At 58.1% G+C, this 14,236-nt stretch carries 15 protein-coding genes; 10 read left to right on the top strand and 5 right to left on the bottom strand.

Features of this window, described 5'->3' with window-relative positions; all coding sequences use genetic code 11:
* The first annotated feature begins 6 nt into the window (after positions 1-6).
* The 10 genes from ccmA (at position 7) to KQP88_RS15705 (ending at position 7,393) form a co-directional block, all read left to right on the top strand.
* Positions 7-648 (top strand): cytochrome c biogenesis heme-transporting ATPase CcmA, encoded by a 642-nt coding sequence (gene ccmA / locus KQP88_RS15750; protein ID WP_198728515.1) that lies wholly within the window; start codon positions 7-9, stop codon positions 646-648.
* Positions 645-1,316 carry a heme exporter protein CcmB gene (gene ccmB, locus KQP88_RS15745; protein WP_025260862.1) on the top strand — a complete coding sequence of 224 codons (672 nt, stop codon included), beginning with the start codon at positions 645-647 and terminating at the stop codon, positions 1,314-1,316. The genes ccmA and ccmB overlap by 4 nt, the downstream gene beginning before the upstream one ends.
* Positions 1,317-1,388: 72 nt before the next feature.
* A complete protein-coding gene (locus KQP88_RS15740; RefSeq protein WP_200993389.1) occupies positions 1,389-2,183 on the top strand; it encodes a heme ABC transporter permease in 795 nt (264 codons plus the stop codon).
* Entirely contained in the window at positions 2,180-2,356 is a 177-nt protein-coding gene (gene ccmD / locus KQP88_RS15735) for a heme exporter protein CcmD (RefSeq protein ID WP_025260860.1), read from the top strand. The genes KQP88_RS15740 and ccmD overlap by 4 nt, the downstream gene beginning before the upstream one ends.
* Positions 2,353-2,820: a cytochrome c maturation protein CcmE gene (gene ccmE, locus KQP88_RS15730; RefSeq protein ID WP_117166691.1), complete on the top strand. Its 468-nt coding sequence runs from the start codon at positions 2,353-2,355 to the stop codon at positions 2,818-2,820. The genes ccmD and ccmE overlap by 4 nt, the downstream gene beginning before the upstream one ends.
* Before the next feature lie 3 nt (positions 2,821-2,823).
* Positions 2,824-4,797 carry a heme lyase CcmF/NrfE family subunit gene (locus tag KQP88_RS15725; protein WP_216703564.1) on the top strand — a complete coding sequence of 658 codons (1,974 nt, stop codon included), beginning with the start codon at positions 2,824-2,826 and terminating at the stop codon, positions 4,795-4,797.
* On the top strand, positions 4,794-5,330 hold the full coding sequence (locus KQP88_RS15720) for a DsbE family thiol:disulfide interchange protein (protein ID WP_200993331.1): 537 nt from the start codon (positions 4,794-4,796) through the stop codon (positions 5,328-5,330). The genes KQP88_RS15725 and KQP88_RS15720 overlap by 4 nt, the downstream gene beginning before the upstream one ends.
* Positions 5,327-5,797 (top strand): cytochrome c-type biogenesis protein, encoded by a 471-nt coding sequence (locus tag KQP88_RS15715; RefSeq protein WP_216703563.1) that lies wholly within the window; start codon positions 5,327-5,329, stop codon positions 5,795-5,797. The genes KQP88_RS15720 and KQP88_RS15715 overlap by 4 nt, the downstream gene beginning before the upstream one ends.
* A complete protein-coding gene (gene ccmI / locus KQP88_RS15710; RefSeq protein ID WP_216703562.1) occupies positions 5,794-6,981 on the top strand; it encodes a c-type cytochrome biogenesis protein CcmI in 1,188 nt (395 codons plus the stop codon). The genes KQP88_RS15715 and ccmI overlap by 4 nt, the downstream gene beginning before the upstream one ends.
* 10 nt (positions 6,982-6,991) lie before the next feature.
* Positions 6,992-7,393: a hypothetical protein gene (locus tag KQP88_RS15705; RefSeq protein ID WP_216703561.1), complete on the top strand. Its 402-nt coding sequence runs from the start codon at positions 6,992-6,994 to the stop codon at positions 7,391-7,393.
* Positions 7,394-7,631: 238 nt separating this feature from the next.
* Here the strand turns inward: KQP88_RS15705 and KQP88_RS15700 are convergent, their stop codons facing one another.
* The 5 genes from KQP88_RS15700 to KQP88_RS15680 all read right to left on the bottom strand — a co-directional run bounded on the left by KQP88_RS15700 (position 7,632) and on the right by KQP88_RS15680 (position 13,772).
* The gene (locus tag KQP88_RS15700; RefSeq protein WP_200993327.1) at positions 7,632-7,844 is read right to left on the bottom strand and encodes a DUF6124 family protein; all 213 of its coding nucleotides are present in this window, start codon (positions 7,842-7,844) and stop codon (positions 7,632-7,634) included.
* 410 nt (positions 7,845-8,254) lie between these two features.
* Positions 8,255-9,253, bottom strand: coding sequence for a sulfate ABC transporter substrate-binding protein (locus KQP88_RS15695; protein ID WP_200993326.1), 999 nt, complete (start codon positions 9,251-9,253; stop codon positions 8,255-8,257).
* A gap of 102 nt (positions 9,254-9,355) precedes the next feature.
* Positions 9,356-10,189 carry an ion transporter gene (locus tag KQP88_RS15690; protein ID WP_216703560.1) on the bottom strand — a complete coding sequence of 278 codons (834 nt, stop codon included), beginning with the start codon at positions 10,187-10,189 and terminating at the stop codon, positions 9,356-9,358.
* Between the two features lie 107 nt (positions 10,190-10,296).
* Entirely contained in the window at positions 10,297-12,282 is a 1,986-nt protein-coding gene (locus KQP88_RS15685; RefSeq protein ID WP_216703559.1) for an alkaline phosphatase family protein, read from the bottom strand.
* A 74-nt stretch (positions 12,283-12,356) separates the two neighbouring features.
* Entirely contained in the window at positions 12,357-13,772 is a 1,416-nt protein-coding gene (locus tag KQP88_RS15680) for a PI-PLC domain-containing protein (RefSeq protein ID WP_216703558.1), read from the bottom strand.
* Positions 13,773-14,236: the final 464 nt, after the last annotated feature.

The raw sequence follows: 14,236 nt of genomic DNA, 5'->3' as shown, positions 1-14,236 counted from the left end.
CCCTCGATGACCCTGGCGACACCTCTTCTGGAAGCGACAAGTCTGTCCTGCGAACGCGACTGGCGCATGCTGTTCGAGAACCTTGAATTGCGCCTCGAAACGGGCGACATGGTGCAGATCAGCGGTCCCAATGGCAGTGGCAAGACCAGCCTCCTCAGGTTGTTGTCCGGCCTGATGCAGCCCACAACCGGAGAAGTCCGCCTCAATGGCCAGCCCCTTGAAGGTCAGCGTGCCGAGCTTGCCCGCAACCTGCTGTGGATCGGCCATGCTGCCGGGATCAAGGATCTGCTGACACCGGCAGAAAACCTCAGCTGGCTCTGTGCCCTGCATCAGCCGGTGCAGGCGCCTGATATCTGGCAGGCGCTCGATGCCGTGGGGTTGCAGGGTTTCGAGGACGTGCCGTGCCATACCCTGTCCGCTGGTCAGCAACGCCGAGTCGCACTGGCGCGCCTGTATCTGGCGGCGCCACCGATCTGGATTCTCGATGAGCCTTTCACCGCCCTGGACAAGCAGGGTGTCGCGCAACTGGAAAACCATCTGGCCCAACACTGCGAACAAGGCGGAATGATCGTCATGACCACCCACCACACACTGAGCCGCATGCCTGCGGGTTACAGGGATATTGATCTGGGACAGTGGTCGGTATGAGCAATGTATTTACCCTGCTGCTGGCCCGTGAGGCGCGACTGCTTGTGCGTCGCCCGGCGGAGCTGCTCAACCCATTGGTCTTTTTCGCTATCGTGATTGCATTGTTCCCTCTGGCGGTCGGCCCACAGACTCAATTGTTGCAAACCTTGTCGCCAGGGTTGCTCTGGGTCGCGGCGCTTTTATCGGTCCTGCTCTCGCTGGACGGGCTGTTCCGCAGTGATTTCGAGGACGGATCACTGGAGCAGTGGGTCCTTTCGCCACACCCTCTGGCGCTTCTGGTACTGGCCAAAGTACTGGCACACTGGGTTTTTTCCGGGCTGGCACTGGTATTGTTGGCACCGTTGCTGGCACTCATGCTCGGTCTGCCCACTCAATGCCTGCCGGTCCTGCTGTTTTCCCTGTTGCTGGGGACACCGGTGCTGAGCCTGCTGGGCGCCGTCGGTGCAGCGCTGACCGTCGGTTTGAAGCGTGGCGGCCTGCTGCTGGCGCTGTTGATCCTGCCGTTGTATATCCCGGTGCTGATCCTGGGCAGTGGCGCCTTGCAAGCGGCCCTGCAAGGCATGCCGGCAACCGGTTATCTACTCTGGCTTGGCAGCCTGACCGCTTTGGCTGTAACCCTGACACCCTTTGCAATAGCCGCAGGCCTGAAGATCAGCGTCGGCGAATAATTGAGGTTCTGAGGCTGGCAAAGGCTGGCCATCAGTAAAAACCCGGAATGCACCGTGATGAAAAGCAGCGTGATGAAAAACAGCATCAGTTGGGCCTGGTTTCACAAGCTTGGTTCTCCGAAGTGGTTCTACGGCATCAGTGGGCGCCTGCTGCCCTGGCTGAGCATTGCCGCCGTGCTGCTGATCGGCACCGGCACGGTCTGGGGCCTGGCCTTTGCGCCGCCTGACTATCAGCAGGGCAACAGCTTTCGCATCATCTACATTCATGTGCCTTCTGCCATGCTGGCCCAGTCCTGCTACGTGATGCTTGCGGTCTGTGGCGTGGTCGGTCTGGTCTGGAAGATGAAACTGGCCGACGTCGCCCTGCAAAGCGCCGCGCCCATCGGTGCCTGGATGACTGCTCTGGCACTGGTCACCGGCGCCATCTGGGGCAAGCCGACCTGGGGCTCGTGGTGGGTGTGGGATGCGCGGCTGACGTCCATGCTGATTCTGCTGTTCCTGTACTTCGGCCTGATTGCCCTGGGCAACGCCATCACCAACCGTGACAGCGCCGCCAAGGCCTGTGCGGTGCTGGCCATCGTCGGGGTCGTGAACATCCCGATCATCAAATACTCGGTGGAATGGTGGAACACCCTGCATCAGGGCGCGACCTTCACCCTCACCGAAAAGCCGGCCATGCCTGCTGAAATGTGGCTGCCGTTGCTGTTCACCACTCTGGGTTTCTACTGCTTCTTCGGGGCGGTCCTGCTGGTGCGCATGCGCCTTGAAGTGCTCAAGCGCGAGTCGCGGACCAGTTGGGTGAAAGCCGAAATCCTCAACAGCCTGGGTCAGAGTCCGACCTCTTCAAACAGCGGAGGCGCACAGTGAGTTTCGAGTCATTCGCTGATTTTCTGGCCATGGGCCGTCATGGCCTGTTCGTCTGGTCGGCTTACGGTATCTGCCTGTTCGTGCTGATTCTCAACGTGGCGCTGCCGTTGCTGGCGCGTCGGCGTTACCTGCAACAAGAGGCGCGTCGTCTGCGCTGGGAGAGCAAGAAGTGAACCCGCTGCGCAAAAAGCGTCTGTTGATCATCCTCGCGATACTGGCCGGGGTCGGGATTGCCCTGGCCCTGGCGCTCAGCGCCCTGAAGGAAAACATCAACCTGTTTTACACCCCGACCCAGATCGCCAACGGCGAAGCGCCGCTGGACACGCGCATCCGGGCAGGCGGAATGGTAGCGAAGGGCTCGCTGCAACGTTCGGCCGACTCGCTGGATGTGCGCTTTGTGGTCACCGATTTCAGCAAGTCGGTGACCATCACCTACCGTGGCATCCTGCCGGATCTGTTCCGTGAAGGGCAGGGCATTGTCGCGCTGGGCAAACTCAATGCCGAAGGCGTCGTGGTCGCCGATGAAGTGCTGGCCAAGCATGACGAAAAGTACATGCCGCCCGAAGTGACCAAGGCGCTGCAGGAAAGCGGCCAGTCCGCTCCGGCTCCATCTCCCACACCATCCAAGCAGGGTTGAGTCATGATTCCTGAACTCGGCCATCTGGCCATGATTCTGGCGCTGTGCCTGTCAGTCGTGCAGGCTATCGTGCCGCTGCTGGGTGCCTGGCGAGGCGACCGGCTGTGGATGGGCCTGGCGCGTCCCGCGGCCTGGGGGCAATTCAGCTTTCTGGTCTTCGCGTTCGGCTGCCTGACGTATGCCTTCATGGTCGACGATTTTTCAGTGGCCTACGTTGCGCAGAACTCCAACAGCGCCTTGCCCTGGTACTACAAGTTCAGCGCTGTCTGGGGTGCCCATGAAGGTTCCTTGCTGCTCTGGGCCTTGATCCTCAGCGGATGGACCTTTGCCGTATCGGTCTTCTCCCGGCAATTGCCACAGATCATGCTGGCCCGGGTGCTGGCAGTGATGGGCATGATCAGCGTCGGCTTTCTGTCGTTCCTGATCCTGACCTCCAACCCGTTCTCGCGCATCCTGCCCCAGGTTCCGGCCAATGGCCGGGATCTCAACCCGTTGTTGCAGGACATCGGCCTGATCGTGCATCCGCCGATGCTGTACATGGGCTATGTCGGTTTCTCGGTGGCCTTCGCCTTTGCCATCGCCGCTTTGCTGGGCGGGCGTCTGGATGCGGCCTGGGCACGCTGGTCGCGGCCCTGGACCATCGTCGCCTGGGCGTTTCTGGGGATTGGCATCACCCTGGGCTCCTGGTGGGCCTATTACGAACTGGGTTGGGGCGGCTGGTGGTTCTGGGACCCGGTAGAAAATGCCTCCTTCATGCCCTGGCTGGTGGGCACGGCGCTGATTCACTCGCTGGCAGTCACCGAAAAGCGCGGCGTATTCAAAAGCTGGACGGTATTGCTGGCCATTGCAGCGTTTTCCCTGAGCCTGCTGGGGACCTTCCTGGTGCGTTCAGGCGTGCTGACCTCCGTGCATGCCTTCGCCTCCGATCCCGAGCGTGGCGTGTTCATTCTGATCTTCCTGCTGGTGGTGGTCGGCGGCTCGCTGACGCTGTTTGCTGTTCGTGCCCCGGTGGTGAAAAGCCAGGTGGGCTTTGGCCTGTGGTCCCGAGAGACGCTGCTGCTGGGCAATAACCTGGTGCTGGTCGTCGCGGCCTCCATGATTCTGCTCGGCACGCTCTATCCGCTGGTGCTCGATGCCGTGAGCGGCGCCAAGATGTCCGTCGGCCCGCCGTACTTCAATGCGCTGTTCGTGCCACTGATGGGGCTGCTGATGGTGGTGATGGCGGTCGGCGTGCTGGTGCGCTGGAAAGACACGCCACTCAAATGGCTGGTAAGCATGCTGGCGCCGGTGCTGATCGGCAGTGCGATTCTGGCGGTTATCGCCGGTCTTGTGCTGGGTGATTTCCACTGGGCGGTGATGGCGACGTTCATGCTGGCGGCCTGGGTGCTGCTGGCGGGCGTTCGCGACCTGCTGGACAAGACTCGTCACAAAGGCTTGCTCAAGGGCGCTCGCGGCCTGACCCGCAGTTACTGGGGCATGCAGCTCGCTCACATCGGAATTGCGGTCTGCGCCCTGGGTGTCGTGCTGTCGAGCCAGAACAGTGCCGAGCGGGATCTGCGTCTGGCACCCGGCGAATCCACCGAACTGGGCGGCTATCAGTTCGTGTTCGAGGGAGCCAGGCATTACGAAGGGCCGAACTTCACCTCCGATCGCGGCACCGTGCGGGTCTTGCAGGACGGCAAAGTGATCTCGGTGCTGCATCCGGAAAAACGCCTCTACACCGTTCAGCAATCGATGATGACCGAGGCCGGCATTGATGCCGGTGTGACCCGCGACCTGTATGTCGCCCTCGGGGAACCCCTGGGTAATGGCGCCTGGGCAGTACGTGTCCACGTCAAACCGTTCGTGCGCTGGATCTGGTTCGGCGGCCTGCTGACCGGTCTTGGTGGCATTCTGGCGGCCATGGACAGGCGCTACCGGGTCAAGGTCAAAAACAAAGTGAGTGACGCGCTGGGCATGACGGGAGCAGCGGTATGAAGCGTTGGATCATGGTGCTGCCACTGGCAATCTTTCTGGTTGTCGCAGTGTTTCTCTATCGCGGTCTGTACCTGGACCCTGCCGAACTGCCCTCGGCGCTGATCGACAAGCCGTTCCCCGAGTTCTCTCTGCCGCAGGTCGAGAGTGACAAGGTCCTGACCCGCGCCGACCTGCTGGGCAAACCGGCACTGGTGAACGTCTGGGGAACCTGGTGCATCGCCTGCCGGGTCGAGCACCCGGTGCTCAACAAACTGATGCAGCAAGGCGTGGTGATCTACGGCATCAACTACAAGGATGTGAACGCCGACGCCATCAAGTGGCTCAAGGATTTCCACAATCCCTATCAGCTCAATATCCGCGATGAAGCGGGCACTCTGGGCGTGAACCTGGGCGTCTATGGCGCGCCGGAAACCTTCCTGATCGACAGCAAGGGCATCATCCGCCACAAATACGTCGGGGTGATCGACGAGACGGTCTGGCGTGAAAAACTGGCCGGGCTGTATCAGGCGCTGGTCGATGAGGCCAGACCATGAAGCGCTGGTTGACTGTTGTTGTACTGAGCCTGGGCTTGGCCGGTTTTGCCCAGGCAGCCATCGATGCCTATCAGTTTCGCGACGAAGCCGAGCGTGCCCGCTACAGCGAACTGACCAAGGAACTGCGTTGCCCCAAATGCCAGAACCAGGACCTCGCTGACTCGAACGCGCCGATTGCTGCCGACCTGCGCAAGGAGATCTACCGCATGCTCGGTGAAGGCCAGAGCAATCAGCAGATCATCGAGTTTATGGTCAATCGTTACGGCGAATTCGTGCGCTACAACCCGCAACTGAGCTCACGCACCTGGCTGCTCTGGTTCGGCCCGGCCGGGTTGCTGCTTGTGGGGCTGGTCGTGATTGGCGTTATTGTTGGTCGTCGTCGCAGTGAGCAACGCGAAGAAGCCGATGTTCTTTCCGACGAGGAGCGTCAGCGCCTCGCCCACCTGTTGGATAAAAACCGAGAATGATCGATTTCTGGATGGCAGCCGGCCTGCTGTTGCTGGTGGCCCTGAGTTTCTTGTTGATCCCGGTCCTGCGCGGTCGTCATGTGCAACCGGAAGAGGATCGCACGGCCCTTAACGTCGCCCTGTATCAGGAGCGCGTGGCCGAGTTGCAAGGCCAGCAGGAGGAGGGCGTGTTGTCGGCCGCGCAGATGCAGAGCGGTCGTGCCGAGGCTGCTCGGGAATTGCTGGCCGATACCGAAGACACGGGCCCTGTGCGCAATACGCGTCTGGGCAAAGCCATGCCCTTGCTTGCGGCGGTACTGGTGCCTGCTCTTGGTCTGGGGTTGTACCTGCATTACGGGGCCAGCGACAAGGTCGAACTGGCCCGTGAGTTCTCCCAGCCGCCGACGTCCCTGGCAGACATGACCCGCCGCCTGGAGCGCACTGTCGAAGCCCAGCCGGACTCTGCCGAAGGGTTCTACTTCCTGGCCCGCAGCTACATGGCCCAGGAGCGTCCGGGCGATGCCGCGAAAATGCTCGAGCGCGCCGTGGCCCTGGCCGGACGTCAGCCGGAACTGTTGGGGCAATGGGCTCAGGCGCTGTATTTCGCCAGCAACAAGCAATTTACCCCTCAGGTCCAGGCCCTTACCGACGAAGCCCTCAAGGCCGATCCGCGAGAAGCCACCAGCCTCGGGTTGCTGGGTATCGCAGCCTATGAAAGCGAGCGTTATCAGATCGCGGTGGATTACTGGACGCGTTTGCTGAGCGTATTGCCCCCACAGGACCCGTCCCGTCCGGCACTGGAAGGCGGCATTGCCCGCGCCCGTGAAAACCTCGGGATCAAAGCGGTTCCCGTCGTGGCTGATGCTGCGCGCATCAAGGTGCGTGTGGATCTGGCACCTGCGCTCAAGGCCAGTGTCCAACCGGGTGACAGCGTGTTCATCTTTGCCCGCGCCGTGAATGGCCCACCGGCACCTCTGGCGGTCAAACGCATCACCGTGGCCGACCTGCCTGCGCAGGTCGAACTGGGTGATTCCGACGCAATGATGCCGCAACTGAAACTGTCGAACTTTGCGCAAGTCCAACTGGTTGCACGGGTGTCCCGTGCAGGGCAGCCAACCACGGGTGAGTGGATCGGCCGCAGCCAGCCACTGGCCAGTAGCATCACGGCGCAGCAGGCCTTAACTATCGACAGTCCTGACAAATAGAGAGTCGCTTATGTACCGCACCGCACGCATTACCTTATTGGGTCTGGCTCTTGGTTTGAGTGCTTGTGCGGTTCAGCCACCCGAACCCCATGGCCAGGAACCCATCCAGTCCTTGCCGGGCGGCCAGCAACCGGGCAGCCCACGTCCGACCACCCCCAAAACCCCGCCCAAGGCCCCGGCACCCGCGCCGAAAACCTCCGCCAGCTTCGCCCCGCCACCGGGCGGCAACAGCCACTGGGATGCGCGCATGGGCGTGTACGTGATGGAAGACCAGACCAACACCTTCTACCGCCAGCGCACCTACTACCAATGGAACAACGGCTGGAGCTGGTCCACCAGCCCGAACGGGCCATGGCAGTCGACGGATACCAGTGGGGTGCCAGCGGGGTTGGGGAAGCAGTTCGGGAATTGAGTGGGCTGTGAGGTGATGCATTTTCTTTGAATGTACCGGCCTCTCGCGGATGAATCCCACAGAATAATGCCGATCAGAAGTTCATAAATCACTTTGTGGGAGGCAGCTTGCTGGCGACTTCAGTGTACAGACGCAGAATATCTGTTGGTTTTCAGGTTTTTTCGCCAGCAAGCTGCCTCCCACAGGTTTTGTGTGTGCCTTGGTTGATCGGTATCAGAACGTAGGAGCACTGTACAGGTCAGCGCACCTCAACCCGCTCCAGCGAGCGGTCCAGTTCCTTTCGGGCCATGCCGATCAGATGCACGACTGAAAAGGCCAGGTCGCGTTTCGGGCCGTTGAGGCTGTCGCCGGATTCGTAAGCGGTTGCGGCTGCGCAACGCAGCAGCTCGGAGATATGCAGCAGGGATTCTTCGAGTGAAAAGATGGGTGGATCGGGCGTTACTTTTTTCATGATGATTTCTCCGTGAGGAAGCCACCGGACAATCGCTGCTAAACGATTGAGGGTGGCGGCTTTGTCGCGGGTTAGCAGACCGGGGAAAAATCACCAAAAACCGGCGCACCCGAAGGTGCCCCACGCAAAGCCGCCATAAGCGGTACTTTTGCATGGTGATTTATGTCCCCAGGCTGCTAAACCCGATCACTGATGTGCAGTGACCGACACAGCCTAGAGAGCCAAAAACGCCCATGCAAGGGGGGAAGATTTTCTAGGAAAGTTCACTCATGGGAAAGGGATAAGCCTGTAAGAAATGTCCTGTATTTTCGGCATTTCGTGAGCTTGGGGCGGGCGAGGGCGGCTTTTCGCTTACGGCAAAAACAAAAAGGCCTCACCGACGCAACAGCGCCGGTGAGGCCCGGGTCGACTTACTTGCCCGAGTAAATCTGGTCGAACACGCCACCGTCAACAAAGTGGGTTTTCTGCACGGTGCGCCAGTCACCGAAGGTTTTTTCCACGGACAGGAAGTCGACTTTCGGGAAGCGGTCCTTGTACTTGGCCAGCACTGTCGCGTCCCGTGGGCGCAGGTAGTTGTTGGCGGCGATTTCCTGGGCCTCAGGGGACCACAGGTATTTCAGGTAGCCTTCGGCCAGTGCGCGGGAGTCTTTCTTGTCCACGACCTTGTCGACCACGCTCACCGGCGGCTCGGCTTCGGCGGAAACGCTCGGGTAGACCACTTCAAACTGGTCGCGACCGAATTCGCGGGCGATCATTTCCGCTTCGTTCTCGAAAGTCACCAGCACGTCGCCGATCTGGTTGGTCATGAAGGTGGTGGTTGCGCCACGACCACCGGTGTCGAGCACCGGTACGTGCTTGAACAACTGGCCGACGAAGGTGCGGGCGGCGGCTTCATCACCGCCGTTCTTGAGGGTGTAACCCCAGGCCGACAGGTAGGTGTAGCGACCATTGCCCGAGGTTTTCGGGTTAGGCACGATGACTTCGACGCCATCCTTGATCAGGTCCGGCCAGTCTTTCAGGGCTTTGGGGTTGCCTTTGCGCACGATGAAAACGGTGGCCGAGGTGAAGGGCGCGCTGTTGTTCGGCAGGCGGGTCACCCAGTTCTTGGGAACCAGTTCGCCATTGTCGGCCAGGGCGTTGATGTCGGTGGCCATGTTCATGGTGATGACGTCAGCCGGCAGGCCATCGATCACGGAACGCGCCTGCTTGCTCGACCCGCCGAAGGACATCTGTACCGTGACGTCTTCCTTGTGTTCGGCTTTCCAGTGCTTCTGGAAGGCGCTGTTGTAGTCCTTGTAGAAGTCACGCATCACGTCGTAGGAGACGTTGAGCAGAGTCGGAGCGGCCTGAGCGGCGCTGGCGAAAGCCAGGCCTGCGGCCAGTAGCGAGGCGGCGAAGATTTTTTTCACTGCACGTTCCTTGAGTTGACAGTCATTGTTATGGGCTGATGGCCTAATGCCGCGACTATAGCCGCAGAGTCTGGGCCTTCTAAAGATTAAAAACGTATTTGCTTATGCCTGGTCTTCTACCTTGGGAAACAGCGCATTGCCACACCGCGAGCAGAAGGCTGCGCCGTGCTCATGGTGCTTTTTCACGCACACCGGGCAGTCATGCCTGAGCTGTTCGCCGCGCATGGCATTGGCCAGTTCGGCGGTGAATATACCGGTGGGTACGGCAATGATCGAGTAACCGATGATCATCACAATGGACGACACCATTTGCCCCAGTGGCGTCTTGGGCACGATATCGCCAAAGCCCACGGTGGTCAGGGTCACGATAGCCCAGTAAATGCCCTTGGGTATGCTGGTGAACCCATGTTGCGGGCCTTCGATCACGTACATCAGGGTGCCGAACACCGTGACCAGGGTCGAGACACTCACCAGAAACACGATGATCTTTTGCCTGCTGCCGCGCAGGGCCTCCACCAGATAGTGGGCCTGCTTCAGATAAGGGCTGAGCTTGAGGACCCGGAAGATGCGCAGCATGCGGATGATTCGCACGATCAGCAGGTACTGGGCATCGCTGTAATAGATCGCCAGCACTCCCGGTACGATGGCCAGCAGGTCCACCAGTCCATAGAAACTGAAGGCGTACTTCAGCGGCCTTGGTGAGCAGTAGAGGCGCAGGATGTATTCGATGGCGAAGACCAGCGTAAAGCCCCATTCGATATAGGCGAACAGGGTGGCGTGATCGCGATGGATCTCCTCGATGCTGTCGACCATGGTCACCAGCAGGCTGAGCAGAATGACAATCAGCAGAATCTTGTCAAAACTCCGCCCGGCGGGTGTGTCGGTCTGGAAAATGATGTTGTGCAGCCGCTCGCGGCGGCTGAGGGTGGTGTTCATGGTTGCTCTCGCAATGAGTATTGCGAAAGCTTAATGCCCGGCATCGGGAATAATCCATTTTCTTTTGACGCTTGCGTAACCCGTACGCAAGCGTCAGCCGTTTCGGATTAACTCTTGTCAGCGTCTGCGAGCTTTCTCTGGACTCTGGCCTGGTGTGCTTTTTCCAGAACCTCTTGGGCATATTGCTCTGCGTCATCCAGTGTCTGGACGGTGGCGACCTGGCCTGTGGCAGCAAGCAGTCCGATGCCAGCCAGGTTTTGCTCGGGAAGCAATCCGGCAGGTTTGCCTGCTGACAACTCTGCGTCCATTTTGCGAAGAATGGCCAGGGTGCCCGCCAGATTCCCGGAAACGGGAACGGGGTTGGCCAGTTTTGCAGCATTCTCGGTTTCGCTCGGTGTAGCCTTGGTTTTTGTCACTGCTGCCTTCGGATCGGCCAGTGCGCTGGGTGTATCGCGTGGAGTGGTCAGCGAGAGCAGATGCAGCGGGGTATTGGCATTGGCATCTCGCTGCGTCAAAGGCTTCAAGCCCCAGAGATTTTCCAGCAGCGCAGGAACCGAAGCATGGTCGTACAGCGTCGAGTCCACCGTGCCTTTGGGAATCAGCGGGGATGCCACGATGGCTGGCACTCGAACGCCTGCTGTCGTGAAGTCGAAACCATGGGTGTTGTTGCCAGCGGGAAATTTATCACCCGGTGCAGTTATTGTTCCTGGCGTGACCGAGTCATAGAGACCGCCATGTTCGTCGTAAGTGACGATCAATAGACTGGTGTTCCAGTAAGGCGAGTTGCGGATAGCGGCATAGACGGCCTGCAGCAAGTGCTCTCCACCATAGACGTCATCCATCGGGTGCTGTGATGAGCCGCCCGCATAATCATTGCCGGCATTCCCGTAATGAGGCTCTATGAAGGTGTAAGAAAACGGGTAGGGTTGTTGCAGGTCGTTCGCAAAGTGCTGCAGGGATTCAATATCAAACACTGACAGACCTTTAAGGGCCGCAACCTGTGGGACCGCACCCAATGGTGTTCCTCGTTCAGGCTGATCGCTGTACAGGCTCAGATAGGTTTTTGGCTGAACCTGGGAGTCGTTGTAGATCCTGTATTGGATGTTGGCATCTTTGAGCCGTTGGAAAATGGAGCCGTTGGGGTAGACGAATCCATCGGTTGTTTCCCAGGCGAACATCTGCTCATTTTTCGGGCTGTCGTCGAAACCGGCCGACGAAGCGCCGTGAACGAAGAAGCGGTTCGGCCATGTCGGCCCTGGAATGGAAGAGTGCCAGTGATCGCATATAGCGAACTCTGTCGCCAGGTTATAGATGACAGGCAATTGAGTCGGTGTGTCGAAACACGACATGACGTCGATGATTTGTTCGCTGGAGGGTGGTGTGTAGGGGAACTCTGTTATCGATGTCGCGTAACTGGAGGCGAATCCAGAGTTATTGATGGTGGGGTAAGGTTGACCTTTGACGAAGTTGGTCCCCCCGGTCAGTTGTTCCAGCACATCATTGAACTCGTGCCCCGGATCCGTTGGCATGCTCACGGGAGCACTTGCCTGAACTTTATAGACATCGTCCTTGTAAGTGTTCGAGTCATTGGTCGTGGCTGCCGTTATGCCCGGAATCCCGGACATGGCGAATATATTGTCGAACGAATGGTTCTCCAGCATGACGACAAATACGTGGGTGATGGGGGCAGTGGCAGCGGGTGCCAGCTTTTTCATACCATCACTGCATCCACCTGATTTCAATGTAATATTGAACTTCGTGGTGCTCACGGAGAAAGTAGTGGTTTGCCCTACATCCTTGCTTTGTAGTTGGCATTCCTTCTTGTAATTATTTGCCTCTGTGCCTGTATTGGCGTAGTGACCCGGCGATTTACCATCCCTGACGTTGACCATGACGGACCAGTAATCCAGAACATCAATGACATCCAGACCTGTTTCAAAAGTAACTTCCAGTGGGCCGACAGTTTGTCCCGGTTGTGCAGACCATTGCCCAGACTGTCTGTGGTCGTTCGAGTCTGTGTGGAACAGAATAATGTCAGCATTTCCGCCCGTGTCATTGGTGATGAAAATGGTCGCGTTGTGTTTTGTTCCCATGCTGGTACTTCCCTTACATGCAAGAGTTGGCTGTTATTATCAGGCTTGTTACAAATGATTGAGTGTACGGATAACTAGAGTTTCCCGGCTCTGGCCTGTGTGATCTGTTTCGCAATGGAAGCCAGGGCGTTGTCACAGAAGTCGTTGAGAAAGACGACAAGTCCCGATGCGCTCAGATTGCTGGCGACGTTCTCGACCAGCCACGGATAGGTATGGAAGTCGAATCCCGGCTTGGTTGACATCAACGGAGAAGAGGCATCGCTCAGGGTCACAATGGCGGGACCGGCTGCCCCGTCCACTCCACTGGCTGTTCCTTGAAGTTGCAGCACGGTGTAGTCGTTTTTGGCTTGAGTGGAGGCGTTCATGCCATTTAGTGCAGCCAGTATGTTGCTGACGTCTGTTGTGGTGTAACTGCCGTTGTAGGAATCGTACTTGGAGGCATCTTCAGTCGAGTCGGTCTGCGGTAGCAGGATCAGGCGTTTCGATTGCGAGAGCAGCTTTGTATAACTCGAGGCAAGATCGCCTTTGTAACCGGGCACGATCTTGCCCTGTGTCTGGGTGTTGGCCAGTGCAGTATTGAGCATCCCGTCGAGTACATCGGGTGCCGGTTTCATCGCATCTTGCGCGAAACCCTGGAAGTTCGGGCTGATGATGACAATTTCCGTCGGATGATGATCCAGCCAGCTCAGAATGTCTTCCAGGAAGCTCTGATACGAATAGCCTGGAATCAGGTTGTGCTGGTGATAGATGCCGTCCGTAATGTTCTGATAGCAATATCCCGGACGGAAGTCGAAGTAGCGGGTCCCCAGGTTGAGCTGTGCAGTGATGTTGTCTTTCTGGGTAAACGCCAGGTTGATGATTGCGCGCAAGGCAATGGGTTTGGCCAGAAGCGCGATGGCAGAGCCAAATACGCCTGTGAGGGCGGCCAGGAACTCAGCCTTGTTCAACAGGTTTGTGAGGAGGGTCGGATCAAACATGCCGGCATCATGGGCACCCGGCAATGCAAAGGTGGAAAACGGCTTTTCCGTCAGTGCCGCTCCCATGCTGTTGGCGAGATCTCCCATCCAGCCTGACATGTCGCCTGTGGCGTATACATAAGACTGGTCCTGGTTGGTAAGACCGCCGCTGCCGCTTCCGCTGTCGTAAAAACCATAGGAAACCGCCCAGCCCTGCCCGAACAGGGAAGGGGTCTGCAGCATGTTGCCCAGGGTGGTATCGCCAAGGTTTCCGGTAAACGGGGCAATATCTGCATACCGGTCCGCTATAGGTTGCTGGTTCTTTGAAAGTTGCCAGCTATAGCGTCCGGTGTGCGAGAGATAACCGATATCGTTTTCCGAGATTTGAAGATTGCCATGTTGCATCGTGTTCGGTGTATCAAGTTGATAGGAGGCCTTTTTATCACCCCAATCGGTGGGTTGTTGGAAAAGGGTAGTGAATTCGTTGGTTTCCACGTAGGCATAATAATCGACACCTTTGCCTGGCCAGCTCATGATATTTTCCTCGGGTTGATTAAGTCAGTAAGACGTGTTGGTTTATGGGTAATAAGTGCAGGCGCAACAAAAAAGACTTGAATAACATCAAGTCAGCTTTCTATCTGTTTGTTATCTGGCGTGCAGGGCAATGCCTTATAACGCTGTAAGACAGTGTTATCGTCAACTTACAAAGTCGATACACTCGAATGGAGGTCTAGTGGAAGAGAAGTGCGCCATGCATGGCCGTCATCCTTGATTATAGTTTGGTGGTGGCCAAATAATGGCGCAGCTATTTAATAGCATTATTGAAATCTGCTAGCAAGCACAAAAAAACAGTTAAATAGAGTGCGGGCTGAAACAGGGCATCGTTGTCGGCCAGTCGATGCGTGCCGCCCTGTTTTCGGGCGGTGATCAATAGGGCGCTTCAAGAACGGTGGTCACTTACTGGGGGCGGGCGAGAACTGGCTGAATATATTGATAAT

It is taken from the genome of Pseudomonas lijiangensis, assembly GCF_018968705.1.
Lineage (GTDB): Bacteria > Pseudomonadota > Gammaproteobacteria > Pseudomonadales > Pseudomonadaceae > Aquipseudomonas > Aquipseudomonas lijiangensis.
The sequence above is the reverse complement of the archived record's forward strand: the minus strand, read 5'-3'. Positions and strand labels throughout refer to the sequence as shown.